At 69.8% G+C, this 25,775-nt stretch carries 15 protein-coding genes; 1 reads left to right on the plus strand and 14 read right to left on the minus strand.

The genetic code is table 11. The annotated features are described in order from the left end of the window. The 3 genes from ACZ49J_RS13945 to ACZ49J_RS13955 all read right to left on the minus strand — a co-directional run. Positions 1-705: HAMP domain-containing protein (locus ACZ49J_RS13945; protein ID WP_467447885.1), on the minus strand; the 705-nt coding region annotated here is incomplete at its 3' end. Positions 706-1,197: 492 nt separating this feature from the next. Then, a complete protein-coding gene (locus ACZ49J_RS13950) occupies positions 1,198-1,392 on the minus strand; it encodes a ferredoxin (protein WP_467447887.1) in 195 nt (64 codons plus the stop codon). 48 nt (positions 1,393-1,440) lie between these two features. Then, positions 1,441-2,652, minus strand: a complete 1,212-nt coding sequence (locus ACZ49J_RS13955; protein WP_467447889.1) for a cytochrome P450 — start codon at positions 2,650-2,652, stop codon at positions 1,441-1,443. Positions 2,653-2,831: 179 nt separating this feature from the next. Here ACZ49J_RS13955 and ACZ49J_RS13960 point away from each other — a divergent pair, with 179 nt between their 5' ends. Next, the gene (locus tag ACZ49J_RS13960; RefSeq protein ID WP_467447890.1) at positions 2,832-3,446 is read left to right on the plus strand and encodes a TetR/AcrR family transcriptional regulator; all 615 of its coding nucleotides are present in this window, start codon (positions 2,832-2,834) and stop codon (positions 3,444-3,446) included. Between the two features lie 512 nt (positions 3,447-3,958). On the opposite strand, the gene ACZ49J_RS13965 is transcribed toward ACZ49J_RS13960, so the two are convergent. The 11 genes from ACZ49J_RS13965 to ACZ49J_RS14015 form a co-directional block, all read right to left on the minus strand. After that, positions 3,959-7,093: an alpha-N-acetylglucosaminidase gene (locus tag ACZ49J_RS13965; RefSeq protein ID WP_467447892.1), complete on the minus strand. Its 3,135-nt coding sequence runs from the start codon at positions 7,091-7,093 to the stop codon at positions 3,959-3,961. 67 nt (positions 7,094-7,160) lie between these two features. Continuing rightward, positions 7,161-8,063, minus strand: coding sequence for a beta-glucosidase (locus tag ACZ49J_RS13970; protein WP_467447893.1), 903 nt, complete (start codon positions 8,061-8,063; stop codon positions 7,161-7,163). Next, entirely contained in the window at positions 8,060-9,001 is a 942-nt protein-coding gene (locus ACZ49J_RS13975) for a hypothetical protein (protein WP_468349048.1), read from the minus strand. The genes ACZ49J_RS13970 and ACZ49J_RS13975 overlap by 4 nt, the downstream gene beginning before the upstream one ends. Before the next feature lie 5 nt (positions 9,002-9,006). After that, the gene (locus tag ACZ49J_RS13980) at positions 9,007-10,458 is read right to left on the minus strand and encodes an alpha-L-fucosidase (RefSeq protein WP_467447896.1); all 1,452 of its coding nucleotides are present in this window, start codon (positions 10,456-10,458) and stop codon (positions 9,007-9,009) included. Positions 10,459-10,469: 11 nt separating this feature from the next. Then, positions 10,470-12,620 carry a GDSL-type esterase/lipase family protein gene (locus ACZ49J_RS13985; protein ID WP_467447897.1) on the minus strand — a complete coding sequence of 717 codons (2,151 nt, stop codon included), beginning with the start codon at positions 12,618-12,620 and terminating at the stop codon, positions 10,470-10,472. 9 nt (positions 12,621-12,629) lie between these two features. Then, entirely contained in the window at positions 12,630-13,850 is a 1,221-nt protein-coding gene (locus tag ACZ49J_RS13990) for an SGNH/GDSL hydrolase family protein (RefSeq protein WP_467447898.1), read from the minus strand. A 10-nt stretch (positions 13,851-13,860) separates the two neighbouring features. Further along, on the minus strand, positions 13,861-15,870 hold the full coding sequence (locus tag ACZ49J_RS13995; protein WP_467447899.1) for a TIM-barrel domain-containing protein: 2,010 nt from the start codon (positions 15,868-15,870) through the stop codon (positions 13,861-13,863). Further along, positions 15,870-19,520 (minus strand): beta-galactosidase, encoded by a 3,651-nt coding sequence (locus ACZ49J_RS14000; RefSeq protein ID WP_467447901.1) that lies wholly within the window; start codon positions 19,518-19,520, stop codon positions 15,870-15,872. Before ACZ49J_RS14000 ends, ACZ49J_RS13995 begins: the two co-directional genes overlap by 1 nt. Further along, positions 19,517-21,373 carry a DUF4091 domain-containing protein gene (locus ACZ49J_RS14005; protein ID WP_467447902.1) on the minus strand — a complete coding sequence of 619 codons (1,857 nt, stop codon included), beginning with the start codon at positions 21,371-21,373 and terminating at the stop codon, positions 19,517-19,519. The genes ACZ49J_RS14000 and ACZ49J_RS14005 overlap by 4 nt, the downstream gene beginning before the upstream one ends. 80 nt (positions 21,374-21,453) lie before the next feature. Continuing rightward, the gene (locus tag ACZ49J_RS14010; RefSeq protein ID WP_467447904.1) at positions 21,454-24,456 is read right to left on the minus strand and encodes a TIM-barrel domain-containing protein; all 3,003 of its coding nucleotides are present in this window, start codon (positions 24,454-24,456) and stop codon (positions 21,454-21,456) included. A gap of 233 nt (positions 24,457-24,689) precedes the next feature. Next, positions 24,690-25,589, minus strand: a complete 900-nt coding sequence (locus ACZ49J_RS14015; protein WP_467447905.1) for an SIS domain-containing protein — start codon at positions 25,587-25,589, stop codon at positions 24,690-24,692. Positions 25,590-25,775: the final 186 nt, after the last annotated feature.

A 25,775-nucleotide genomic window follows, 5' to 3' on the forward strand; every position in this document is an offset into this window, starting at 1 on the left:
GGTGGACTTGAGTTCCAGGATCTCGCCGCGCGCGTCGACGGTGATCTTCTGGGAGAGATCGCCCTGCGCCACCGCCGTGGTCACCTGGGCGATGGAGCGGACCTGGCCGGTGAGATTGCCCGCCATGTGGTTGACGGAGTCGGTCAGGTCGCGCCAGACGCCGGCCACACCCGGCACCTGGGCCTGTCCGCCGAGGCGTCCTTCGCTGCCGACCTCGCGGGCGACACGGGTGACCTCGTCGGCGAACGCGGAGAGCTGGTCGACCATCGTGTTGACGGTCTCCTTCAGCTGCAGGATCTCGCCGCGGGCGGGCACGTCGATCTTCTGGGAGAGATCACCCTTGGCCACCGCCGTGGCCACCTCGGCGATGTCGCGGACCTGGGTGGTCAGGTTCCCCGCCATGGCGTTGACCGAGTCCGTCAGGTCGGCCCAGGTCCCCGAGACGCCGGGCACCACCGCCTGCCCGCCGAGCGTCCCCTCGGTGCCGACCTCGCGGGCCACCCGGGTGACTTCGGAGGTGAACACGGACAGCTGGTCCACCATGCCGTTGAAGACCTTGGCGATGTCGCCCACGAGGCCGTCCGCGTCGTCCGGCAGGCGGGTACCGAAGTCCCCGTCCCGTACGGCCGTCAGGCCCGCCAGGAGCCGCCGTAACTCCTGATCGCCCGGCACCGCATCGACACCCCCGGTGCTGTTGCTGGTCATGCGCACCCTCGTTCCGCTCCCCAAGAGCCCTCGAAAGCCGAGAGCTCGGAACTCCCCCCGGACCGTATCGACGGCCCGGCTGTCCCGCATGCATTTCCGCAGTTCACGGATCTGCCCGATGAGAAATACGCCGCAGGCTAACCCATGTCCCGAGCCCGGAACAAAGCATGGGATCAAGTGGGGGTCCACAGGGATTCAGACTGTGCGGTTCGTGCATGCACGGGGGTGAACAGGGGTACTGGGGAGGGTTTTGGCCGACCTCTTCCACACGGCTGCCGCCCAGTATCGACCGCGCGCGGCTGCCCGATCCGATCGAAGAGAGCGGCCGCCGCGGCCTCGGCTTCGACCTCTGCTCGCAGTTGTCGTCGCCCACGCGTTCGCCCACCACGCCCTGCGTCTGTGAGGGACATCAACCTGGTGAAGACCGTGCCGCCCGGCCATGTCGCCGCTCACGACCCCGACAGCCGTCGTGAGCCCGACCGCGTCGACGAGTCACCCCTCGACCCTGATGGCCAGGGCCGGGCAGACCGTGGCGGCGTGCTGTACGTCCGACAGCCGATCAGCCGGCGGATCGGGGTCCAGCAGCACCACGATCCCGTCCTCGTCACCCTGGTCGAACACGTCGTCCGCGGCCAGCACACACTGCCCGGACCCGACACACTTGTCCTGATCTACGGTCACCTTCATGGCGTCCTGACGTCACCCTCCTGTCGCCCTTGCTCTGTCACGGGGAACTCACCAGGTCACGGGAAGTTCCGTGACACCGCCGGTGAGGGTGGTGCGCACCTCCAGCTCATCGAGCCTCTTCGCCAGCCGCAGACCGGGCAGGCGGCGGGCGAGTGTGGCGAACACGATGCGCAACTCCGTGCGGGCCAGACTCGCGCCGATGCAGAAGTGCGCGCCGTGGCCGAATCCGAGGTGGGTACGTTCCGGGCGACCGGGGTTGAAGCTCTCGGCGTCGGTATAGACGGAAGCGTCGCGGTTGGCCGCGTTGATCGACAGGATCACGGCGTCGCCGCGCTGGATGGTGACACCGGCTACGTCGGCGTCGGTGTGCGCGTACCGCAGCAGACCGAGGTCGCCGGGCGCGCCCAGGCGCATGATCTCCTCGACGGTGGCGTTGACCCGGCCGTCGGGGTCGGCGGTCAGCGCCTGCCACTGGTCGGTGCGGGTGAGCAGGAAGAGCGTGCCCAGGCCGATGCGGTTGACCGTGGTCTCGTGCCCTGCGAACAGCAGCCCGACACAGAGCTGGATCATCTCGGCGTAGTCGTAGTCCGCGTCGGCGCTCTGGGCGCGTACGAGGTCGGAGATCACGTCCTCGCCCGGCTGGGCCCGCTTGGCTTCGGCGAGAGCGGTCATGTAGACGTTGAACTCGTCCCGCGCGCGGTGGGCTTCGTCGCCGATGGCGTAGTTGGACATGCGCTCCGACAACGAGGCGAAGAGCTCGCGGTCGCTCTCGGGGACCCCGAGGAGCCGGCAGATGACCGCGACCGGCAGCGGGAAGGCCAGCCCGGTGTGCAGGTCCACGACCCCGTCGGGAGCGGCGGCGTGCTCGGTGAGCAGGTGGTCCACGTAACCGTCGACCAGGTGTTGCATGTGGTCGGAGAGCATCCGCATCCGTTTGGCGGAGAACGCCGGGGTCAGCAGCCGGCGCATCCGCGCGTGGTCTGCCTCCTCGGTTTCGTAGTTGCCCGTGGGCCCGTCCAGTACCGCGGCGCTCGTCAGGCGTGACGCCCGTTCCGGCTCGGGATGGGAGCGGCCGAATCGCTTGTCGCTGAGCAGGTCACGAACCTCCTCGAAGCGCGTGACCAGCCAGGCGGGATCTCCGGCCGGTGTGGTGACCGGCGTGACCGGCGCCTCCCGGCGCAGCACGTCGTACTGGGGCGCGAGGTCGAGCACGTTCGGCCTGGCGAAGGGTAATGGGGAACGCTCGGCGGCAACGCTCATGGCTCTCCTCCTGTGACCTCTGAATGTGATCTTCAGGCAGTTCGACCGTAGCACTTTATTGACAGTCACTGTCAATAAAGTTTCGGCCAGTCCATCTGTGAGACGGACATGCTTAGATCACCCAAATGGAGGACCTGATGGTGGACGAAGGCCCAGCGCCCCGCCGGGGACGGCCGCCGGTGAGCGACCAGCAACGCAGGCGGCAGCGTCTCGACATCTCCCGCCACGCGGTCCGGCTGTTCGCCGAGCAGGGCGTGGCCGCCACCTCCGGCGAGCAGATCGCGCGAGCCGCCGGAGTCTCCGAACGCACGCTGTGGCGCCACTTTCCCAACAAGGAAAGCTGCGTGGAGCCGTTGCTCACCAAGATGATCGACGCCTTCCGAGCCGTCCTGCACGCCTGGTCTCCCGAACTCGACCTCACGGAGCACCTGCGAGCGGCCTACCGACCCGTGCTCGACTCGTCATCAGGCGGAGACGTCGAGGCGGTTCTCGCGGTGGTCCGCATGACCTGTGACGAACCCGCGCTGCGCGCCGTGTACCTCGTGCTCCGGGAGCGCGCGGAAGACACGTTCGCCGAAGTGCTCTCCGAACGGACGGGCATGCCGTCCGACTCGCTCGACGTCCGCATGCGGGCCGCCACCATGAACGCCGTACTCAAAGTGGCGGCCGACGACCTCGCCCATGTCGTGGCCGACAAGGGCATCACCCCTGAAGCCATGGACCGGCACCGCGAACACCTCGCCGGCGCACTCGGCCTCGTCACCCGGGGACTGGAGGCCAAAGGAGGTGTTTGACAGGGGGGCGACGGCGTCGCCCCCGGGCGGGCGATACGGCAGCGACAACGCTGCTGCCGACATGGGTGGTTCGGCCGGCGGCGGCTTGGCTCCGAACGCCGGGTGTGGGGCGCTCGGCGCGTGGGGTGCGTCGCAAAGCACCGTGCGTCCCCCCGGCCGCTCTTGTGCATGAGGACCCCCCTTCCGGCATCGCTGTGCCGAGGCCGGGGTTGTCAGGCGTGGGACAGGGCGAGGGAGGCCAAGAAGCCGCACACCGTGATCAGGCCGATGGCCAGGTGGGTCTCCCGTCGCTTCGGTACCAGGCCTTTCACCAGCAAACGACCTGCTCCCATCGGTCGACCCGGCCGCGACACCGGATGAACGACGCACCGCGATCCGGGACGTGGGCCCGGGGCCGCGCGATCGCACCGCGAGCCCCCGAGCCGCGGGAACGCGCCCCGGGCCCGATCCCGGGCCGAACGACCGCGTCGACAGGCCGGGCCGTGAGCCCGAGCCGGGCTGGTGCCCGGTAGTCAGGAGACCGTGAAGTCCTGGAACTCCGCGATCCCACGGGCGGCGGTCCAGCCGTTCGCCGCCGTCATGAAGACCCCCACGTCCTGGGTGGCGGCGGCGCCGCCCGGCGTGGCCGTGCCGACGGTGGTCCAGGTCGTGCCGTCTGTGCTGGCCTCGCCCGTGTAGGCGGAGCCGGAGCGGGTCAGGCGCAAGAACACCGGAGCGGCGAAGGAGCCGGCCAGCCTGATCGAGTCGAACGTCCCGTCCCGGCCGGAGTCCCAGGACAGCACGCATCCGTTGGACGGCGTCACGGCCAGGTTGACGTACCCGGACGAGCCGCCGGCGGACAGGTCGTTGCGCACGATCAGCCCGGCGCGGGCCCAACCGCCGGTGCTGTCCTGCGAGACGACCTTCACCGTGGCGGTTGAGGCGGCCCCGAAGGCGCCTGCGCGGTGGATGGAGCCGAACTGGTTGGTGCCGCCCCACAGGTCGGCACCCGCGCCCTCGATGGCCAGCGCTGCACCTGACTGGCCGAAGACGGCGTCGTTGAAGCTCGCGGTCCGGTATGGATCGCGCACCCCCGTGCCGGCCATGAGCCGCACCGACGCCGTGGCCGACCCCCTGGCCGAGCCCGCCGAGGCGCCGCTGCGGTACGAGGCGGTGGCCGGAACGCGGGTCACCAGATCGGCGGCGGAGCCGGTGAGGGTGATCTCGAAGGCCGCCGAGAACGTCTCGCCCGGCGCGACCGAGGCGGAGGTCACCGCCCCGACCGGCCGTGCGGTCATCCCCTCGGGCGCCGCGACGGACAGCGCCACCTCGGTGGCCGGGGCGAACCCGTTGCGGTTGGTGAACGCCACCGTGACGGTGACCGGACTGCCCTCCGCCACCGCACCCTTGGGGGAGGACGCGGTCAGCGTGACCTGGTGCGCGTCGGCGGCCAGGGTGTCGTGGACCTGACGCGCCAACCGGTGGACGTCGCCGGTGGTCTTCGTCGGGTAGCGGTTGTGCCGGTGTGCCCAGTCGTCCTCCAGCGCGAACCAGTCGACCGTCTTCGGCGGGCGATCCTCCTTCAAGGCGCGGGAGAGTTCTTCGAAGTACAGCTTCCAGCGGGTCAGATAGAGGCCGCCGACCAGCCCGGACCACTCCCGGTTGGCGTAGTCGTGCAACCCCTCCTCGCTGCTGGCCCGGCCGCCCCAGGTGGTGATGATCGACCGTGCGTCGTACTCCAGTTGGTCCTTCTCGGCCCGCGTGGCGCCCCAGGAGCGGGCATCGGCCAGCCACCTGCCGAGCAGGTGCTGCTCGCTGGTGGCCAGCACCTTGTCCATGAGCTTCATCCAGTCCAGCCAGACGCCGCTGAGCTCGTCGAAGCGGGCGCGGTCGGCCGTGTCGTAGGCGGCCTTGATCTGCGGCAGCAGCATCCGGCTCCGGTTGGACAGCACCTGCCGGGCCACATCGGCCAGGTCGTAGCGGTACGCCGAGTTGTCACGCAGCGTGGGTGCCACCTTGAGCAGTTCGCTCAGTGCCAGGTCGAAGGCGGTGGTGTTGTAACGGTCTGCCTCCGGTCCCCACGCCGCGGCCTTGTTCGCACCCAGGCTCGGGCGGGCCCCGAACAGTCCGTCGGGTGCCTCGCTCCAGCCATCGGCGCGGGTCATGCCGTACGCCGTGTCACCGATGATCTTCCAGGCCGCGAGCGCGTGCGGGTCCTCGGCACCGTAACGGGACACGGCGTACGAGGCGAACCAGTCGTCGAGGTCGATGGTGCCGGGTGTCCAGGCCAGGTCGGTGAGCAGGGCCAGCGCGGCATGGTTGTTGTCGGCGGCCTCCGGCATCGCGGCGATGCCGGCCAGGGCGCTGCCCGCCTTGTCCCGCCACTTCGGGTACTGCTCCACCCAGTCGGGGGCGTTGGCTCCCATCGGGGTGTGGCCGCCGAAGTTCCAGATGCTGCCGAACGCGTACGGAGTGCCGCCCCAGTCGCTCTCCCGGTCGGTGACCGTGGTGTAGCGGTCCGACAGGCCGTCGACGACGAACATCCCACGCTTGTCGACGGCGTCGAGGATCTCCTTGCTCGGGTTGCTCTGCCAGCCGAGGATCGCCCAGACAGCGCCGGGGTGTGCCTTGCGCAGCGCCGCCTCCACGGCCTTCGCGGCCTGCCCCACGGGTACGTCACCCGGGTTGCCGCCTTCGTGCAGCAGATCCATCTTGTACATCGTGCTGTCGCCGAATCGTTGTGACTGAGCGCGGTAGAAAGCCGCGGCGACCTCTTCGAACGCCGTGGTCCGCGGATCGAGCCAGTCGGGTCGTTTGAAGGCGCCCCAGGTGCCCTGGGGTACCACCGCCGCGTCACCACCGTTCTTCGCCACGAACTCGTCGGGCACGGTGCCGAAGTAGCCCGGCAGCACCGGGGTCATGCCCAGTTCCCGGACGCGGTCGGTGATCCTCACGGCGAGGTCGGCGCGCTTCTCGATGAGCCGCCGGGACACCGGACCGCCGAACCCCGACATGTTCTGCAGCAGCCACCACGGCTGATGGGCCGGGGCCGGTATCCACGCCCGCAACTCCGTGTCGGAGTAACCGAAGTGACGGAAGGTGTCGTAGTAGACGGCGTCGCCGCCGGTGTAGACGAGGACCTCGTTGATGCCGTGCAGCGCGAGGACGTCCAGTTCCCGTTCCCACGCGTCCCAGTCGCGGTAGGGGCCGGTGTAGCCGTCGTTGGTGTCATTGAGGGCGAACCGGTGCGGAACGTTCGCCGATCCGGCGATCTCCCGGTCGGGGGCGGGCAACCGCCTGGGGAGGTCGAGTTGTTCTCCGTTCCAGGAGATGTCGGCCTTCGCCACCCGAGCGAGGTACGTGTTGAGGCCGGTGAGCAGCACCGCCGGGCCGGTACCCTCCACGGTGATCGCCCCGGCCCGGCCGGTGACCCGGAACCGGTCGGCGCCGCCGGCGGCCAGCGCGCGCAGCGTGACCTGTCGGTGGTGATCGGGCAGCAGCCGACGCAGCGCGACCGACGCGGGGGTCGTGTCGAACGGCTTCCCGGCCGTGCCCGCGGCCCCCGGGTCCGCGTGGGCGCCCTGCGGCGCGGACAGCAGCACCACACCGCCGAACGCGGCCGCTCCCGTCAGCAGACGTCTGCGGCTGAGGGGTTGATTGCCTGTCATGAACGTCCTCTCAAGACTTTGCGGATCTTCCGAGGTGCGGGGCGGCCTGGTGGCACCGCGGCTCGGATCAGGCGACGGTCATCGCGAAGATGTGCAGGGCGGGGACGCCGCTCGTCAGGCCGTCGCTGACCTTCGGCAGGACCACGGAGCGCAGTTCCCTGTCCTGCAGATCGACGCCGAAGGTGAAGAGGCTGACGGGGTTGTCGTCCCGGCCCGAAGGGGTGTTGCGGTACGGCAGCACCACCGCGGCGGAGGGGTGCGCCCCGTACCAGTCGGGGACGTCGACGGAGAAGTCCTGCTCCGTGCCGTCCGCGTACACGACTTTCCCAGGGCCCTTGCCCGCGCCCCAGGTGCTGGTGCCGAGGAAGGCCAGCCGCCCGCCCGTGCCGGACAGCCGTACGGTCTGGCCGGAGGACACCACGTTGTCCTTGCTCCCGGGGGCCCCCGGCTCGCTGTCCGGCCAGGTGAAGGTGGTCTCGCCGTAGGTGACCGAGGCGCCCGGGGTCAGCCCGGCCGACGCGAGCGCCTCGGCGGACAGGCTGGAGCGCGAGCCGTCGATGTCGGCCGTGGTGGTGGCGTCGTCCAAGGAGATGCCGGTGTTGTCGAAGGCACTGGCCGGGGACCGGTACGGCAGTCTCAGCAACGAGGTCGCGCGGGTGCAGTCGGACCCGTCCTCGTGCACGTCGAACAGCGCGTGCGCGATGAACGGGACCACACCCTCGGCGTCGTCGGGAAGCCGGGTCTCCCAGGTACGGGTCACCGACTTGCCGGGCGCCACCTTGCCGAGGGTGGACGCCCGGCCGACGCCGTCCACGGCGAGGTACAACACCGTGCCGCGCAGCGCTATCCGCGTGGTGTTGGTGAGCTTGCCCGTCAGTGTCACCGCCTGACCGGGCTCAGGGGCGGCCGGCTCAAGGGTGATCGAGACGGGTGGCGTGAGGAAGTCCTCCTCGGGGCGGTCGTGACTCATGCTTCCTCCACGGTGAAACGGTCGAAGACCGCGCGGACGGTCGTGCCGGGATAGCTGGTGTTGACCGCGCTGGCGACCACCCCGGCGTCCAGGGCCCCGCTCGCCGAGGGAACGGTCACGCTCGCGATCTCGGTCCAGGACAGCAGGTTGGTGGTGCTGTACGCCGTGTACGTGGTGCCGGAGCGGATCAGCCGCAGCCAGGACGGGTGGGCCGAACCGCCGCCGCCGGCCCAGGTGTCGAGCTTTCCGTCGCCGTCGCTGTCGGTCATGAACTCCAGGCCGAACCGCAACGACATGGTCAGCACGGCGTAACCGCCCTTCTCGGGCGCGGTCAGGTCGTTGGCGACGGCGATGCCGTACTTCGCGGAGGGGCTGTCGCTGCCGGTGAGGCTGACCGCCTTGGCCTGCACCACACTCGACTCGGCGGCGGAGCGGGGAATATGGATGACCCCTTTCTCGTCGGTGCCGCCGGACAGGTCGCGGCCGCCCGCCCAGATCACCAACTCCCTGCCGTACTGCCCGAACCTGGCGTCGTCGGCGGTGGCGAACGTCCGGAAAGGGGCCCGCACCTCGTTGGGCTCGTAGGGCACCGTGACCGTCTTCGAGGACCGGGCACAGTCGGCGCTGCGCCCGTCCACGTCGAAGACCGCGTGCGCGGTGAACGCCACGTCCCCGGCCACCTCGGCCGGCATCGCCGTCTCCCAGCGCCGGGTGATCCGCGCGCCGCGCCGCAGGTCGCCGAGCGGGATGGTCTTCGCCGCCGTGGTGGCGCCGGGGTCGATCAGATGGAGCACGGTGTTGCGGAGCGGGAAGGGACAGTCGTTGGTGAGGACCGCCGTGGCGGTCACCGTGTCACCAGCGGCGGGCTCGGCCGGATTCGTGGTGACGGTGAGCGTGGGTCCCAGGGTGTCGAACCGGGTTCCGGTACGGGTTCCCACGGGGCTCACCGGTCCCAGTCGACGGTGAAGACGTTGGCGATGCCGCTGGGAAGGGACGACGGGACGGTGATGTGGATCTTTCCGTCACGGCGGGTCCACCTCAGGGCGCCGCTCCTGCCGAGCAGCCGGATCCGGGAAGTGGCGCTGACGGGGATGTCGCCGGGCACCGACAGGGTGCCGCTGGGCGCACCCAGCACGATGATGTTGAACCTGCCAGGGGAGACGGTGTAGCGGATACCGAGCGGGCTGCCCTCCTCCTCCGCCCTCACCCAGGGCGTCGAACCGTAGATGGCGGGGCCGTTGACCTTCAGCCAGGCGCCGATGTCCCGCAGCCGCTCCTGCATGATGCCGGGGATCGTGCCGTCCGCCCTGGGGCCGATGTTGAGCAGCAGGTTGCCGTTCTTGCTGACCACGTCGGCGAGCAGCCGGATCAGGAACTCCGAGGTCTTGTAGTCCTCGTCCGGCTCGTGCTTGTTGTAACCCCAGGAGTAGCCCATGGTCATGCAGCACTCCCACTTCCGCGGGTCCATCGTGGGGTTGGTGCGCTGCTCGTACGTCGCGAAGTCGAGGTGGGTGTCGAACCGGTCGTTGATCACCACACCCTTGGGGTGCTGACGGTTCTTGGCCTGGTTGTAGTAGTGGGCCAGGGGTTCCTCGCTGCGCCACGGCGGGTTTCCGGTGGGCCGGAACCACTGTCCGTCCGCCCACAGCAGTTCCGGGTCGTAGCGGTCGATGATCTCGTACAGCTGCTTCAGCTCGTAGTCGCCGACGTAGTCCTGGACCGGCTTGTAGCCGGTCATCGGGATTTCCTCGTCGGTGTAGAAGTTGCGCATCGGCCGGCCCATCGCCGGGTTGAAGTACTCGCCGAGCGAGTAGTACAGGCCGGGCCTCACGGTGCCGCGCTTGCGGGCCGCGGTCATCAACTCACCGACGAGGTCACGCTTCGGGCCGTACGCAACGGAATGACGGTCCGTCACCTCGCTCGGATACAGGGCGAATCCGTCGTGGTGCTTGCTGGTCAGCGCGAAGTACTCGGCGCCCGCCTGCTCGAACAGCCTCACCCAGGAGTCCGGGTCGTACTTCTCGGCCTTGAACCGAGGTATGAAGTCGTCGTAGGTGATGTCCTCGCCGTAGGTGTCGCGGTGGTACTTCCACTCGGCGCTGTCCTTGAAGCTCTGGTACCACAGGTACCACTCGGAGGCACTTCTCGGCGTCCCGCCGCCGATCACCGAGTAAACGCCCCAGTGGACGAAGATGCCGAACTTGGCGTCCTTGTACCAGCGCGGCACCGGGTGGGTGTCCAGGGACGCCTTGGTGGGCTGGTAGTCGGGAATGCCGGTGCCGTTGCCGGTCAGCGCCGTGCCGGTGAGGGCCTGGGCGGTCCCGGGTGGGGCGAGGAGCACGGCGCCACCGACGGCCGCCGCCGTGGTCATGAAGTGCCGACGATTGACTGCCATTTCAGTACCTCTCACTGGGTGACGGAGAAGGAATCGAACACAGCGGTGGTGATCTGGCCGGGGTAGTTGAGATTGACGGCGCCGGCGACCAGGCCCGCGTCGCCGTAGCCGCTCGCGGACGGCATGGTGGCGGCGGCGACCTGCTGCCAGGCCGTGCCGTCGGCACTGGCGTAGGCCGTGTACGCGGCGCCGTCGCGGACGAGCCGCAGCCAGGCGGGGTGGTAGGAGGAGCCGCCGCCGGCCCAGGTGTCCAGGCGGCCGTCGCCGTCGCTGTCGGTCAGGAACTCCAGGCCGTACTGCGCGGACATGGTCAGCACGGCGTAGCCGCCCTTCTCCGGCGCGGTCAGGTCGTTGGCGACGGCGATCCCGGCCTTGGCCGACGGCCCGCTGCCGGTCTGCCCGACCACGCGGGCCGTCACGGAGCCCGCTGCGGACGCGGCCCCCGGCAGGTAGATGGCCGCCTTCTCGTCCTTCCAGCCGGACAGGTCCCGGCCGCCGGCCCAGATGGCGAACTGGTCGCCGTTCTGCGCGTACTGGGCGTCGTCGGCGGTGGCGGTCGTCAGGTACGGCGCCTTCACTCCGGAGGGGACGGGGGTGACCGTGGCGTCCACCTCGTCGGCGTCGAACCGCTGTCGGCCGCCCTGGCGGTAAGAGCTGCGGACCCCCAACGGACGGGTACCCCACTCGGCGTCGGACCCGGGGGTGACGGTCCAGGTGGTGGTGGCGCTTTCACCGGGGGCGAGGGCGCGGATGCGTGCGCCGCCCGCCGGCTCGGCCGACCAGCCGGCCGGGAGATCCAGCCGGGTGCGGACGTCGGTGGCCGGCGAGCGACCGTCGTTGGTGAGGGTCGCCGTGATCTTCGCACCCTGGCCGCCGGCCTGCAGACTCGGCCGGTAGGGGGTGAGGCGGACCCGGGTCGAGGGGCAGTCGCGCGCCACGCGCAGGCCGGTGAGGTCGATGGCGTCGGCGAACGCCTTCATCCCGGTGTCGTTGGGATGCAGATGGTCACCGGAGTCGAACGCGGCGGCGTAGCGGGTGGGATCGTCCGGGTCGCGCACCGCCCGGTCGAAGTCGGCGTACCCGTCGAAGACCCCGCCGGAGTCGCGGACGAACGCGTTGACCTTCTGCCGTTCGGCCTCCTTGGCCTCGGTCCACCAGTCGCCCCAGCCCCGGTAGGGTACGACGGTCGCGCCGATCAACCGCAGACCGCGGGCGTGCACGCGCCGGGCGATCTCCTTCATGCCGTCGATCACCTGGTCGCCGGTGGCGCCACCCCAGCTGAGGTCGTTGACGCCCTCGAAAAGGATCACCGTCCGGGCATGGGGCTGAGACAGCACATCGCGCTCCAGCCGGTCCAGCGCCGACGGGTTGCCGTCTGTCCCGGCCGTGATCCGGTTGCCGCTGATGCCCGCGTTCAGCACCCCGGCGGTGGTGGAGCAGCCGGACAGCCGGGCCGCCAGGTAGTCGGGCCAGCGCCGGTTGGCGTTCGCCGTGGAGGACGCCCCGTCGGTGATGGAGTCACCGAGGGCCACCACGGCGCCCGCCGCGTCACCGCCCTGTACGTCAACGCCGGTCAGGAACGGGAAGGCGGAGTCGGTCCTGGTGAAGGCGTCCCCGTCTTCGTCCGAGGCGTGGTCGCCGCCGCCGTCGGGCGTCCAGTAGACGGTCTGGAGGCCCATCCAGTGCTGGCTGATGTGAGTGAGCCGGCCGGGGAAGTACAGGCTGACGACCAGGTCGCCGCGGGCCGGCACGGGAACCCGGACGGCATCGCTCACCGCCTGCTCCCCTGCGGCGATCGTCACCTCGTTCTTGCCGCCGAACCGCACCTCGTACGGTTTCGCGACGGCGGAGCCGCCGTCACTGCGCCCCACGGTCGCGTGCCCGATCGTCACCGGTTCGGCGGTGAACCCGTTGGTCAGCCGGATGCGCACGCTCGACCCGCCCGCGCTCACCCGCACCGGTATCCGTACGGTCACCTCGGAGGTGCCCGGGTCGTACGCGGCGTGCTGGGCGGTGGCCCAAGTCCCCGTCCACTCCCGCTGTTTGGTCTCGGCGGCGGCCGGCGCCGCCGGAAGCAGGGCTGCCAAGGTGGCCGCCACCGCCGCGGTCAGGGCTGCGAATCTTCGGCGTCCACGCAGATGTCCACAGAGATGTCCGAACACCGGTCCTCCTCAGGAACAGCCGCGGCCGAGGCCGAGCGCGGTCAGGTCGATGGAGTCGGCGAAGGCCTTCATCCCGGCGTCGTTGGGATGCAGATGGTCACCGGAGTCGAACGCCGCGCCGAGCCGCCGCGGGTCCGCCGGGTCCCGTACCGCCCTGTCGAAGTCCGCGTAGCCGTCGAAGACCCCGCCGGAGTCCCGGACGAACGCGTTGACCTGCTGCCGCCGTGCCTCCGTCTCCTCGCTCCAGCCGCCCCAGGTGAAGTCCTTGTACGGCGTGATCGTGGCGGCGATGACCCGCATCCCGCGCCGGTGCGCCCGGTCGGCGATCTCCGTCATCCCGGTGATGATCTGCTCGGCACTCGCCCCGCCGAGATCGTTGATGCCCTCGAAGAGCATCAGGGTCCTGGCCCCCGGCTGGGAGAGCACGTCCCGTTCGAGGCGGTCCAGGGCCGAGGGATTGGTCGCGGTACCGGCGGTGATCCGGTTGCTGGTGATGCCCGCGTTGAGCACCCCGGCGCCGGGCCGGCAGGCGTTGAGGCGGGCGGACAGCAGGTCGGGCCAGCGCTGGTTGGTGTCGGGTGTCGAGAAGGAACCGTCGGTGATCGAGTCGCCGAGCGCCACCACCGACCGGGCCCTTGGCGCGGTCACATCGACGCCGCTGAGGAAGGGCCAGCTGGTGGTGGTCCAGGTGAAGGCGTCACCGGCGGGGTCGGCCGTATGGTCGCCCGCCCCGTAGTCCGTCCAGTACACGGTCTGCTGCGCCCACCAGTGATCGGTGATGTGCGTGACCCGGCCGGGCAGATGGAGACTGACCACGAGATCGGCCAGGGCCGGCACGGCGAGTTCAACCGGATCGCTGACAGCCTGGCCACCCGCTGGGATGGTGACCGCGCGCTTCCCGCCGAACCGCAGGTCGTACGGGCGCGCCACGGCGGAGCCACCGTCGCGCAGCCCCACGGTCGCGTGCCCGATCGTCACCGGCTCGGTGGCGTAGGCGTTGGTCAGCCGAATCCGTACGGATGAACCGCCGACGCTGGTGCGCACCGGCATCCGTACCGTCACCTCGGACATGCCCGAGACCTCGTAGTGCTCGCTCGGTGCCGTGGCCCAGGTCCCCGTCCACACGGGCCGGTCGCCCTGTTGACCGGCCCCGGCGGGCGCCACCGTCCCGGCCATGACGGCCCAGACCGCCAGCAGCAACGCCGCGAGCCTGCCGCGTATCGCATGCATGTGCCGCCCCCTACCGCGCCGCGCCGGGAGGGCGGAGCGCCTTGAGCGCCTTGGCGGCGCCCTTGGCCTTGAGGTTCACGAACGCCGGCGTCACCCCGAGCGGCGCCGCGTACGCCCTGAGCGTCACGGGGCCGCGGACGACCTTTCCGTTGGTGACGTCGCGCCACGTTCCGGACGGCAGGACGACGTCACGGGTGGTGCCCTCGTCGAGCATGGGTGCGGCGAGCACGGCCGGGCCGAGCATCCACTCGTCGGTGACCGTGTAACTCGCCTCGTCCTCCGGGAAGTCGAAGAACAGTGGCCGCATGATCGGATCACCGGTCCTCAGGGTGCTCTGGACCTGGTCCCAGATGTAAGGGGCCAGCCGCTCGTGCGTCGCGATGGCCGACCGGTAGAGCTCGACCGTCTCCCGGTCGTAGCCGACCCACTCGCCGGTTGTCGCGTCGCGTACGCCGGTGGGCGAGGTCGAGGCGTACATCAGCGGCATCAGGGAGGCAGCCTGTGCCCAGCGGGTCAGGACCTGTTTGGCGGGCGGCGGGTAGCTGAGGGAGCCGCCGATCATGTCGGTCTCGACGAAGGGGTAGCCGATCGTGGACACCGCCAGGTTGGCCGAGACCGCGGCACGCAGCCCGGCGAAGTTGGTCGGTTTGTCAGCTGTGCGCGTGGCGAAGCCCTTGGACTGGGCGGCGTTCCAGGCGACCCGCAGTCCCGCCCCCTGCTGGTCGAACTCGTCGGCCAACTCGGTGCCGTACTCCACGTAGTCGGCGCGGGTGGCCCCCGGATAGGGGGCGCACCGGTCGTCGAAGAAGGCGGTGTCGAACTTGAACCCGGCGACCCCCGACTCGTCTTCCTGCGCCTTGAGACCGTCGGTGTACCACTGCCGCGCGGCCGGGTTCGCCAGGTCGATCAGTCCGGTCCGCCGGCCGTTCCACCAGGTGAACAGGCAGGGCTTGGCCGGGTCGGACGGGTCCTTCAGCAGGTAGCCGTTGTCGACGGCGTGGGAGAAGTTGGCGGCGGTCTCGGGCACGTACAGGCCGGTCCACATGCCGAGGTCGAACCCGAGGCGGCCGAGTTCCTCGGACAGGGCGGGCAGGTCGGGGAAACGCTCGTCGAAGTCGGCGGCGATCACGCTCTCCTCGATCTGCACGGCGTGCCCGCCGAGCCCGGCGCCGGCCAGCGCACGGGCCCAGGCGAGGACGTTCTCCTGGGTCTGCTCGCCGTAGAGCTGGGCCCAGGAGTTCCACAGCGGGGTGGCGTACTGCTCGTAGGTGGTGTCGGCGCGCTCGGGCTTGCCGACCAGCGCGATGTGGTCGCGGTAGACGTCGGCGGGGGTGTCCGCGACGAACACGGTGGAGGCGGCGGTCCTGTCTCCGGTGACGGTGAACTCGGCGAGCCCGTTGCCGCCGGAGTTGATTCGCACGTCCATCGGGTCGTCGGTGTTCACCCGCAGCCCGGTGGCGCTGGAGGTGTACCAGAAGGGGGAAACCACCTGGTACGACGCCGGACTGAACCCGGTGTCCACCAACTGCCCGGAGTCCAGGGGCCAGGGCTGGACGGTCTGGTCGCTGTTCTCGCCGTGGCCGTACCAGTGCCCGGCGCTGTTCAGCTCGTACGCCGTGCTGAGCGCGTCGGCGGTGGCCCCGGACAGCGACCAGTCGACTTCATACCGATCGGAGCGCAGCGTGACCTTCAGGGCGATGGTGACGCCCGGCAGGTCGGTGGCGGCAGCGACGCGCAGGGTCCTGCCGTCCTGGGTGCTGCTGGTGACCTCCCGGACGAGGTACCAGTCGCCGCCGATCCGGAACCGGAACGCCCCGGGCGCGGTGGCCAGGACGGTCCTGCCCTCCCGCACCGTGGTGAGGGCCAACCGCTCTGTCGTGACGTGCAGTTCGTAGCCGAGCGTCGCGAGGGTGATCGGCCCGGGTTCGGCGGCGGTCGCCGGGGACGCCGTACCGAGCAGCGGGGCGGCCAGGATCAGCGCCGCCGAGCTGCGGCGGACGGTCCGTCTCAGCACGGACATCAGGCACCGCCGCCGCAGGTCAGCTTGGCGTCCGCCCAGTCGGCGTGATCGCTGGAGACATCGCCGTCCCCGTCGACCTCCAAGTCCAGCCAGCGGGCGCCGGAGACGTCCACGTCGATGGCGGTGCCGGCGTCGGAGCCGGACATCACCGGCGTGTCGGCGAGCGAGCGGCCGTCGGCGATCACCTGGAATGAGACGCTGCCGCCGTCACCGACCTCGTCGTCCAGCCCGGCGACGGCGGTGAACCGGGTGCAACCGCCGCCGAGATAGATCCTGACCTGGCTGTCCGCATGGACGCCGAGGCCCTTGTCGTAGGCGGTGCCGTCGATCGTGATGGTCCGTCCGTCACCCGCCGCCGCCTCGCCGTTGGACGCGTCCTTCTCGACGGGGCCCCAGCCGTTGGCGGTTTCGACCAGGGTCAGGTCGCTGACGTACGCGTTCTTGGAGAGCCCTGGCGGCGGCACCTGCACGGCCCGTTCGCCGGTGGCGCTCTTCGGCCGACCGGTCTGTTCCAGTTGGGCGGTCGCCGACAGCACGGCGTAGTGAACCGGGTCGGCGGGCGGGGTCACGGTGTAGACGGCGGTCACCGACGCGCCGGGCCGGACCCGGTCGAAGCCGGTGGCGCCGTCGGCGGTCGCGGTCCAGCCGTCCGGGACGGTCAGGGACAGCTCGACGTCGCGGGCGGTGGGGGCGTCCTTCGGCACGGCGAGCGTGACGGGGACCTTGGTGGCGACCGCGGTGCTCAGGAACGGCTCGGCGTCCACGGAGACCCGCGCACCCGAGGCGGGCATGGCGTAGGTCTTCGCGTCGTACGAGGGCGCGGACACCGTGTTCACCTTGATGCCGCCGGCCGTCGCGCCGAGGCCGACGAGCCTCGCCGAACCGGGGCCCGCCGCCTTCCCGGTGGACCACACCGCCAGGGCGATGGTGTTGTCGCCCTGCTCGCGCAGGAGGCCCTTGGGGATGACGAAACGTGTCTGGGGCCCGGTGCTGGGCAGATAGCGCCCGATCAGCCAGCCGTTGACGAAGATCTGGGCGCGGTAGGCCGTGCTGCCGCCCTCGGGCTCCGCCAGGTCCAGCGCGATCGCGTTGTCCTGGCCCTTCGGCAGATCGAGCCTCGCGCGGGTTCGGTACCACCGTACACCTGGTTCCGTGGCCCCGGACCGGGCAGACAGGGTGGTGCGCTTCCAGTCGTCGTCCGGGTAGCCGGGCAGCGACCAGCCGGCCCTTTCCCCGTACAACCCGCCGTTGTTGTAGGGGCCGCGTGCGGTGTCGACAGGGTTCTCGCCGCCGCGGCTGCCCTGGATCTTCCAGGTGAAGGTGGAGGCCCCGCCGATCACCTCGGCGCCGAGGAGTCCGCGCGGTTCCTTGGAGTAGTCGTGGCCCCATTCCTCGTTGTGGCCCGCGTTCTCGGCCAGGACGGCGAGCACGTTGTCACCGCTGTCCTTGAGCGTGCCCGCCGGGATGTCGAAGGTGTGCGCGCCGTCGCCGGAACTGCCGAGGTGGCGGCCGTTGAGCCAGACGGAGTACTGGCCGGTCGGCCCGGTGTTGGCGTTCAGTGCGAGCGCGGTCGCCGCACCGGTGGTTCTGAACCGGCCCCGGTACCAGACGCTGCCGTGGTGGTAGCCGTACTCGTCCATCGCGAGCACCGGCAGCGAGCCCTTGAGTTCGGCGTGGTGGGCGGTGAGTCGGGCGGCCGTGGTCCAGGTGGAGTCGTCGAATCCCGGGGCGGTCTCCGGGGCTTCCTCCTTGTACTTCCACGTCGTCAGCTCGGGCAGCCGGACCGTGCGCGGCGCCTCGGTGACGGTGACCTTGCGCCCGTTCCAGGTCACCTTCCTGGCGTCGGCGATGATCTCGATCTTCGCGGCCTTGGTGGAGTCACCGGTCAGCTTGAGGGTGCCGTCCGCGATGTCGGCCGTACGGACCAGTGACGGGCCGCGCACCAGAACCGGGCCGTCTGCAGTGTCCTGTCGCCACCAGTGGGCGGTTTCGGCGTCGTCGGCGATCAGCAGTTCGAGACCGTTCACCAGCACGCGGGCCAGGCCTTTGTGGGTGTAGTTCAGCCGCAGATCGCCGCGTTCGGCGTCCCAGGTGGTGGTGATGTCGCCGTCGAGCACCTTCACCTCGGGTCGCTTCGGGTACCGCAGCACGGTCTCGCCGGTCTCGCCCGCGCGCCCGTACAGCAGGGCCACCTCGCGGTCGCCGATCGTGGCGTGCGTCATGATCTCCGAAGTCGAGTAGACGAGCCGCTGGTCGCCCAGGTCGTAGCCGGCGACGAGGAGTTTGGCGTCCCGGCCGTCGACGGTGATCGTGCCCTGCCGCGGCACGCGCGGATAGTCACCGTCGGCACCCGACAGCGACAGCGTCGTCTCGTCCCTGTCCTTCACCCGGGTGTCGGCGTGCCGGACGGTGAAGAACTGGGTGCCGTCGTCGGGGTTGACGCGCCGGTCGATGCGCAGCCCTTCGTCGGAGGGTGCGGGCGCCTCGGCCTTGTCCGTCCGCGCCAGCGAGCGAACCGAGTTCACCAAGTACCCGAGTCGCTTGAACTCTTGGTATTTGGCGGTCAGTTGACGGGACTCATCGATGGGAGCCCCGTAGTCGTACGAGGTGTAGACGGCGCTCGGGTCTGCGAGCCAGCCCCAGTTGGTGCCGCCGTAGGTCATGTAGAAGGACTGACCGCTGACGCCGGCGGCGATGTTCATCTTGGAGAACACCCGTGTGAAGTCGGTGCCGGTGAGCTTCGCGCAGTCCTGGTAGCCGGTGCCGCCCCACGGGTCGAAGGCGCCGCCCTGTGCCTCCGGGATGATCAGCGGCGACTCGGGCTTCCACTCGTTGACGTAGGAATAGTCCGGCAGGTTCTTCCAGGCGTCGGGGTCCTTGCAGTCGAAGCCCTGCGGGTAGGCGTCGAACCCGTAGATGTCGGGGGCACCCTTGCCGCTCACCCAGTTCTGGTTGGCGCCGCCGTCGTTGACGAAGGTCGGCACGTCGATGCCGTCCTGCTTCGCCCAGTCGATGAGCGTCTGCATGTAGTCGGCGTCCTCACGGCCGCCCTGGTACTCGTTCTCGACCTGATAAAGGATCACATTTCCGCCACCGCGCGTGAGTTGATGCCGCGCGATGATCGGATTGATCCGGCTCAGCCACTCCCGGGCCGCCTCCAGGTACTCGGGCTCGGAGGTGCGGTTCACACCCGGCTGGGTCTTGCGCCAAGCGGGCATGCCGCCGCCGGAGACCTCGGCGTTGATGTAGGGGCCGGGCCGTGCGATGACGTACAATCCCGCGCGCTCGGCCTCGTCGAGCAGCCGCTCCACGTCACGGATGCCGGTGAAGTCGTAACTGCCCGGCTTGGCGGAGTGGTAGGCCCAGTCGAAGTAGAGCGAGACCGCGTTGAATCCGCCCGCCTTGATCTTCTGCAGTACGTCACGCCAGGCGTCGGGGCTGGGCAGCCGGAAGTAGTGGAACTCGGCGCCCCAGATGTACAGGGGTTTGCCGTCGACGCGCACGGCGTACTGGTCGTAGGTGACCGTGTGCTGCTTCCCCGCCGCGGGCTCCGTCCGGGGCGGCGGCACGGCCGCTGTGGCGGCTGGAGCGGTCAGGGGCATGACAGCCAGAACCGCGGCGAGCAGCAGGGACCTCACGCGCCCTCTCATGACGTCAGCCCCTTCACCACGGCCGCCCGCGCGGCCTCGATGTCGGTCACGTCCTTCGTACGGCCGTCCAGATCCCGGGTGGCCTTGGTGAGGGCCTCGGTGAGAGCGGCGCTGTCACCGCCGTCCTTCGCGCGCAGCTGCGCGATGAGCTCGAAGTCCTCGATGCCCTCCTTGAGTTGCTCCCAGCGGATGCTGGACATCGGCCCTTTCTTCCCCGGGTAGATCAGGTACTCGTCGCCCTGGGTGAAGATGTGCACGGGCTTGTTGAAGGGGTCGCTGGTCCAGCTGTTGTACGACCAGCGCAGGAACCCGTCGAGGTCGCGCTCCGCGGAGATCCACGGCAGCATCCGCGACTCGACGGCGGGGGAGTACGACAGCGTGTTGGGGTGAGCCGGAGAGCCGTACACGTAGAACGTGGTCGTCTTGCCGGCCGCCCGCCGCTCAGCCACCTTCTCCTTCGTCATCGCGTCGATGCCGCCCCAGTCCACGGACAGGTTCGACGCGACGCCCTCCGTGCTGATCGACCCGGCGACGGAGATACGGTCGTCGAAGACGGGCGCCACCTCGTGGACGAAGTCCTTGACCACCGTCATGGTGCTGATCGGCCGCTCGTCGAAGGACAGCCAGGTCTCCTCCAGCCAGCCCTTCTTCCTCAGATGGGCCTCGAAGGCGGGCAGATACGCGCCCCACGCCTCTCGCCAGCGGTCACCGCCCAGCTCGACGTTCTCGTAGACGGTCTTGCCGGTGCGGGTGTCGGTGTAGGTGAGGTGTTCCTGGTCCTGGAACGCCAGCATCGAGAAGGCGCCGATGTCGGGGCCGAGCCCGGCCTTCCTGGCGGTCTCGACGTACTTGTCCCAGCGGTCGAAGTCGAAGGCGAACCTGGTCCCGTTCCACGTCCAGCCGACCATGCTGGAGTACGGGGTCGCGGTCTGCGACTGACGGGTGCCGAGAGACCACTGGTGGTGCCAGGGGTTGTCGACGATCGTCGTGTTGATGACCTTCTGCCCGCGCGACGCCAGATCACGGTTGTACGCCTCGATGAGCTTCCAGTGCTCCTTCGACCACAGCTTGACCTCGTGGGCCTGTGCGATGGTCTCCGGCTGCGCCCACACGTCGAGGAAGAAGCGGTAGTCGGCGGGGGCCGACACGGTGGCGTCCGCGACGTCGATGGTGAGCGGGTACGTGGCCTGCGTGTCGTCGTCGACGTCGACGCGGACCGTGCCCTTGTACGTGCCCGGCCTGGCGTCCTTCGGGATGCGGAAGGTGAACCAGAGCGGCTGGGCGGCGTACGCGGGCACGTCGACCGAGCCGCGCTCCTCCAGGGGGTCGCCGACGACGTCCGGGTTGCGGTCGCCGGAGACCTCCTTGGCGGAGCTGACCTGGTCGATGGTGGCCGACCAGTCGACCTCGCTCTTGGAGCGCTGCACGGGGACGTACTTCACGAACCGCACCTGGGTACGGTCGCCGTCGAGTTTCGCGCCGCCCGGCCCGGTCAGGTCGCCGACCTTCGCCTTGACGTCGTCGAGGTTCTTGCCGGAGGCGATGGCGAGCTGTGCGGAGACCTGCTCGCCGCGTACGGCGTGCAGGGCCAGCTCCTTGGTGTCCTTGCCCTCGATGGCGGTCATCGGATAGCGCGGGACGCGCACCTCGGCCGAGCTCGCGAAGGATCCCGTGGGCACCCAGGTGATGGTGTCCCTGGTGCCCATGGCGTCGGCGACCTTCACGGTCAGCCAGGTGGTGGTGGGTCCCCCGGAGTCGTCGTCCGTGGCCGCGATGACAGTGCTGGTCGTCGCGACGAGGGCGCCGGCGAGGAAGGTGGCGATATGAGCGGGAGCGCGTGCAGGCCGTGGCATGGGTGAACCCCTTTCGGAAAAGGGTCGTCGGGTGCTGCCGGAGCGATCGGGGTGCTTTCGGGCTGCGATGGCCGGGAGCGTCAGGACGCTGTGACCGAGAAGCCGTCGAAGACGGCCTGGACCCGTTCGCCGGGATAGTTGAGATTGACGGCGGAGGCGACCACTCCCGCGTCCCCGGTGCCGGATGCCGAGGCGACCGTGGCCGAGCCGACCGTCGACCAGGTGGTGCCGTCCTTGCTCGCGTACGCGGTGTAGGTCGTGCCGTCGCGCACCAGCCTGAGGTGGGCCGGGTGGTAGCTCTGGTCGCCGCCCGCCCAGGTGTCGAGCTTTCCGTCGCCGTCGCTGTCGGTCAGGAACTCCAGGCCGTACTTGTCCGTCATGACGAGCACGGCATAGCCGCCCTTCTCCGGGGCGGACAGGTCGTTGGCGACGGCGATGCCGGCTTTGCCGAGGGGGCTGACGGAGTCCTGGGAGACGATCCGCGCCCGCACGGTGGCCTTTTCACCGAACACCCCGCTCTCGTAGACGGCGGCCTTCTCGTCCTTCCAGCCCGACAGGTCCTGACCACCTGCCCACATGGCGAACTGGTCACCGGCCTGGGCGAACTGGGCGTCACCGGTGGTATCGGCCGTGCGGTAAGGCGCGGACACCGTGCCCGGCTTCGGCTTCACCTTTACCGGGAGGCGGTCGGAGACCTTCTTACCGCCGTCGTAGTTCACCGTCGCGGTGAGGCTGTGGCTGCCCCAGCGGGCGTCGGCGGGCGGGGTGACGGTCCACCTGGCGGTGAGCGTGGCGCCGGCGGCGAGTGACTTCGCGGTCGCGGCAGTGGTGGCCTCGGCACGCCAGCCGACGGGCACCTCCAGCGTGGCCGTGACCCGCTTCAGCGACCGCGAGCCCCAGTTGGTGGCCGTCGTGGTCATCTCGAAGGCCTCGCCGGAGCCAGTCTCCGGCGCGTCGGGGGCGAGCAGTACGGAGGCGGCGGGAGCGTCGTTGCTCCGCAGGGCACGCAGGGCCTTGTCCGCGCCCTTCGCTTTGAGGTTGACGAAGGCAGGGGTGACGCCCAAGGGGGCGCCGTAGCCCTTCAGGTCCTTCGGACCGCGGATCACGGTGCCCTGGTTGACGTCGTACCAGATGCCCGGCGGCAGGTGTACGGTCCGGGTCGCCTTGTCGGCGACCTGCGGCGCGGCGAGGACGGCGGGGCCGAGCATCCACTCGTCGGAGACGGTGTAACTCGCCTTGTCCTTCGGGAAGTCGAAGAACAGCGGCCGCACGATCGGGTCACCGGTCTTCAGCGTCTGCTGCACCTGGTCCCAGATGTAGGGCGCGAGACGTTCGTGGCGTTCGATCGCCGCCCGGTAGAGGTCGATGGTCTCCTGGTCGTAGTCGATCTTCTGGCCGGTGGTCACGTCGACGGTGTCGACGGGTGATGTGGAGGAGTACATCACCGGCATCAGCGAAGCCACCTGAGCCGAGCGGATCAACACGTCCTTCTCAGGCGCGGGTTGGCCGCCGGAGCCGCCGATCATGTCGGTCGCGACGAAGGGATAGCCGATCGTGGAGATCGCGAGGTTCTGGGTGACCGAGGCGCGGACCGAGTCCCAGCCGGTGCCCTTGTCGACCTGCCGGGTGACGAACCCGGCCTCATGGGCCGTGGAGTCCCAGTGCACGCGGATGCCGACGCCCTGCAGGTCGAACTCGTCGGCGAGTTCGGTGCCGAGCCGCTGGTAGTCGGTCGGCTTGTAACCGTCGCGCGGGGCGCACTTCTCGTCGAAGAAGCGGGTGTCGAACTTCAGGCCGTCGATGTCGTAGTCGCTCATCAGGGTCTTGATGCGGCCGGTGTACCAGGCCCTGGCTTCCGGGTTGGCGAGGTCGATGATTCCCGCGGTGCCGTTCCACCACGTCACGGTGCACGGCCTGGTGGTGTCGGTGGCGTCCTTGAGCAAGTACCCCTTGTCGACGGCGAACTGGTAGTTGTCGGAGTCGAGATTGATCCACAGGGTCGTCCAGAGCCCGAAGTCGAAGCCGAGGTCGTGGATCTTCTTCGACATGGCCTTCGGGTCGGGGTAGGCCTTCGCGTCGAAGGTGAGATTGCCGTAGTTCGACTCCCACTTGTCGTCGAGCTGGAGGGCGTGCCCTTCGAGCCCGTCGTCCTTCAAGTCGGTGGCGTAGTCCAGGAGTTTCTCCTGGTCGATGTTGGTGTAGAACTGCGCCCAGGAGTTCCAGACCGGCTTGGCGTACTGCTCGTACGTGGCGTCGCTCTTCGCCGGTTTCCCGACGATGCCGACGTAGTCGCGGTAGACCTCCAGCGGTGTCGACTCGACGAAGACGGTGGCCTCGTAGGGATCGGCGGACCGCACGTCGAAGCGGCCCAGTCCGTCCTTGCCCTCATTGATTGCCACGTCCATGACATGCCCGGTGTCGACGCGGAGCCCGGCGGAGCTGGAGGTGTACCAGAACGGGTCGATCATGTTGTACGAGGCGGGAGAGAAGGTCGGGTGCTCGACCTCGCCGCTGTCCAGCGGCCAGGGCTGGTCGGTGCCGGGGCCGCCCTGCGGGGTCTCGGCCTCGCCGTGCCCGTACCAGTGCCCGGCGGAGGTCAGGTCGTAGGCGAGTCCGAGCCGGTCCGGCTCGGTTCCCTCGACGCTCCAGTCGAGTTGGTAGCGGTCGGCGGCCGGGGTGACGCGCGCCTCGACGGTGGCCCCGTCCAGCGTGGTGTCGGCGGTCAGGGTCAGGACGCCGTCCTTCCAGCTCCAGCCGGTGACGTCGGTAGCGTGCTGCCATGCGCCGGCGGAGCGGAACCGTAGGGCACCCGTGTCGCCGCCCGCGGTGGCGAGGACGGGAGTGCCGGCGCGTTCGGTGCTGAGGGCGAGATCGCCGTCGGTGGATACGTCGACGGTGTAGCCGGGGCTCTTCCTGGTGGCCGGTACGGACAGGGTGAGGGCGTCCGCCGTTTCGGTCACTTCCGGCCGGGGAGCCGAATCGGCCCGCGCCGGCTGGGTGAGGGATTCCGTGGCGGGCGAGGCGAGAGTCAGGGCCAGGGCGGCGGCAAGTGATGCGCCGAGTCTGCGGGGCTGTGCACGCACTGGTGTCCTCCAGCGGCCAGGAGCATGACGTGTCTGATCAGCTGTGCAAGATCTTGTGGTTTTCCGAACATGTTCTTGCAGAAAAACTCACCTGTCAACGATGCGCCCCTTGATTCCTGCGGGGCCTTGCTGGCCGATGTTGCGGCTGGTGACAGGCGGGCCCGCTGCCTGACGGCACGAGCCACGGGCAGCGAATCCGGCTTGGTGAGGCTGTTAATTCGGTGTGAACGGCATCAGGCGAGAATCACCGAACGGGTGAGGTGACGCGGGTTGTCCGGGTCGAGGCCGCGCGCCGCGCCGAGGGCCGCGGCGAGCCGCTGCACCACGACGAGGTCCGCCACCGGGTCGCGGCCGAAGGCCACCAGCCGGCCGCCGGTACGGGCGATCTCGTCCGGCAGTCCCTCGGGAACGCCGGACGGGTCGCCGAACCACCAGGCCACCCGCCCCGGGCCGGTGATGCTGATCGGCCCGTGCCGGTACTCCATCACCGGGTACGCCTCCGTCCAGGCGCCCGCCGCCTCGCGCATCTTCAGCGCCGCCTCCTGCGCCACCCCGTGGGCCCAGCCCCTGCCGAGGAACGTGAACTGCTCGGCCGCGAGGAGCTCGTCGGTCAGCGGCTCGGCGAGGGCGGCCTCCCCCTGCGCGGTCAGACGGCTCAGGTCCTCGCCCAGCAGAGCCCGCAGGAACACCAGCTCAGTGGTGGCGAACCGGGTCTGCACGACCGACGTCTCGTCGGCGAACTCCAGGACGCAGGCCGCGTCGGCGAGTTCCATGACGGGGGTCGCCGGATCGGCAGTGACCGCGACGGTGGGCGTCACCCCCCGCAGCTGACGGAGCACCGCCAGTACCTCCGTGGTGGTGCCCGACCGGGTCAGTGCGACCACCCGGTCGTAGCGTCGGCCGACCGGCATCTCGGACGCCGGGAAGGCATCGGTCTCGCCGTGGCCACCGGACTCGCGGAGTGCCGCGTACGCCTGGGCCATGAACCACGAAGTGCCGCAGCCGACGACGGCCACGCGCTCGCCCGGCCCGGGCAGCTCCGCGCCGCCGGCGGCGTCCGGTCGGCGCGCGAGCGCGATGGCGCGGCGCCAGCACTCCGGCTGTGTGGCGATCTCGGTCTCTGTCTGGCTCATGGGGGACTCCCGTCTCGGACACACATGGCGTGGGTCGCGCGGTGAAGCGCCGCCCCTCGTCGGTGCGGGCACACGAGGGATCCGCCCCTTGTGTGGCCGAGTCGTGATCCGGCGTGCCCTTGACACCATGCGTGGTTGATTGAGCATGATGACGTTTAATGCTTGATCGTAGCAAGATTCGAGCAT

It is taken from the genome of Streptomyces sp. NPDC030840, from assembly GCF_055572015.1.

Excerpts from the sequence above, each read along its gene's own strand:
- ACZ49J_RS13950 (WP_467447887.1), bottom strand. The coding sequence starts at position 1,392 with ATGAAGGTGACCGTAGATCAGGACAAGTGTGTCGGGTCCGGGCAGTGT.
- ACZ49J_RS13955 (WP_467447889.1), bottom strand. The coding sequence starts at position 2,652 with ATGAGCGTTGCCGCCGAGCGTTCCCCATTACCCTTCGCCAGGCCGAAC.
- ACZ49J_RS13965 (WP_467447892.1), bottom strand. The coding sequence starts at position 7,093 with ATGACAGGCAATCAACCCCTCAGCCGCAGACGTCTGCTGACGGGAGCG.
- ACZ49J_RS13970 (WP_467447893.1), bottom strand. The coding sequence starts at position 8,063 with ATGAGTCACGACCGCCCCGAGGAGGACTTCCTCACGCCACCCGTCTCG.
- ACZ49J_RS13980 (WP_467447896.1), bottom strand. The coding sequence starts at position 10,458 with ATGGCAGTCAATCGTCGGCACTTCATGACCACGGCGGCGGCCGTCGGT.
- ACZ49J_RS13990 (WP_467447898.1), bottom strand. The coding sequence starts at position 13,850 with ATGCATGCGATACGCGGCAGGCTCGCGGCGTTGCTGCTGGCGGTCTGG.
- ACZ49J_RS13995 (WP_467447899.1), bottom strand. The coding sequence starts at position 15,870 with ATGTCCGTGCTGAGACGGACCGTCCGCCGCAGCTCGGCGGCGCTGATC.
- ACZ49J_RS14000 (WP_467447901.1), bottom strand. The coding sequence starts at position 19,520 with ATGAGAGGGCGCGTGAGGTCCCTGCTGCTCGCCGCGGTTCTGGCTGTC.
- ACZ49J_RS14005 (WP_467447902.1), bottom strand. The coding sequence starts at position 21,373 with ATGCCACGGCCTGCACGCGCTCCCGCTCATATCGCCACCTTCCTCGCC.
- ACZ49J_RS14015 (WP_467447905.1), bottom strand. The coding sequence starts at position 25,589 with ATGAGCCAGACAGAGACCGAGATCGCCACACAGCCGGAGTGCTGGCGC.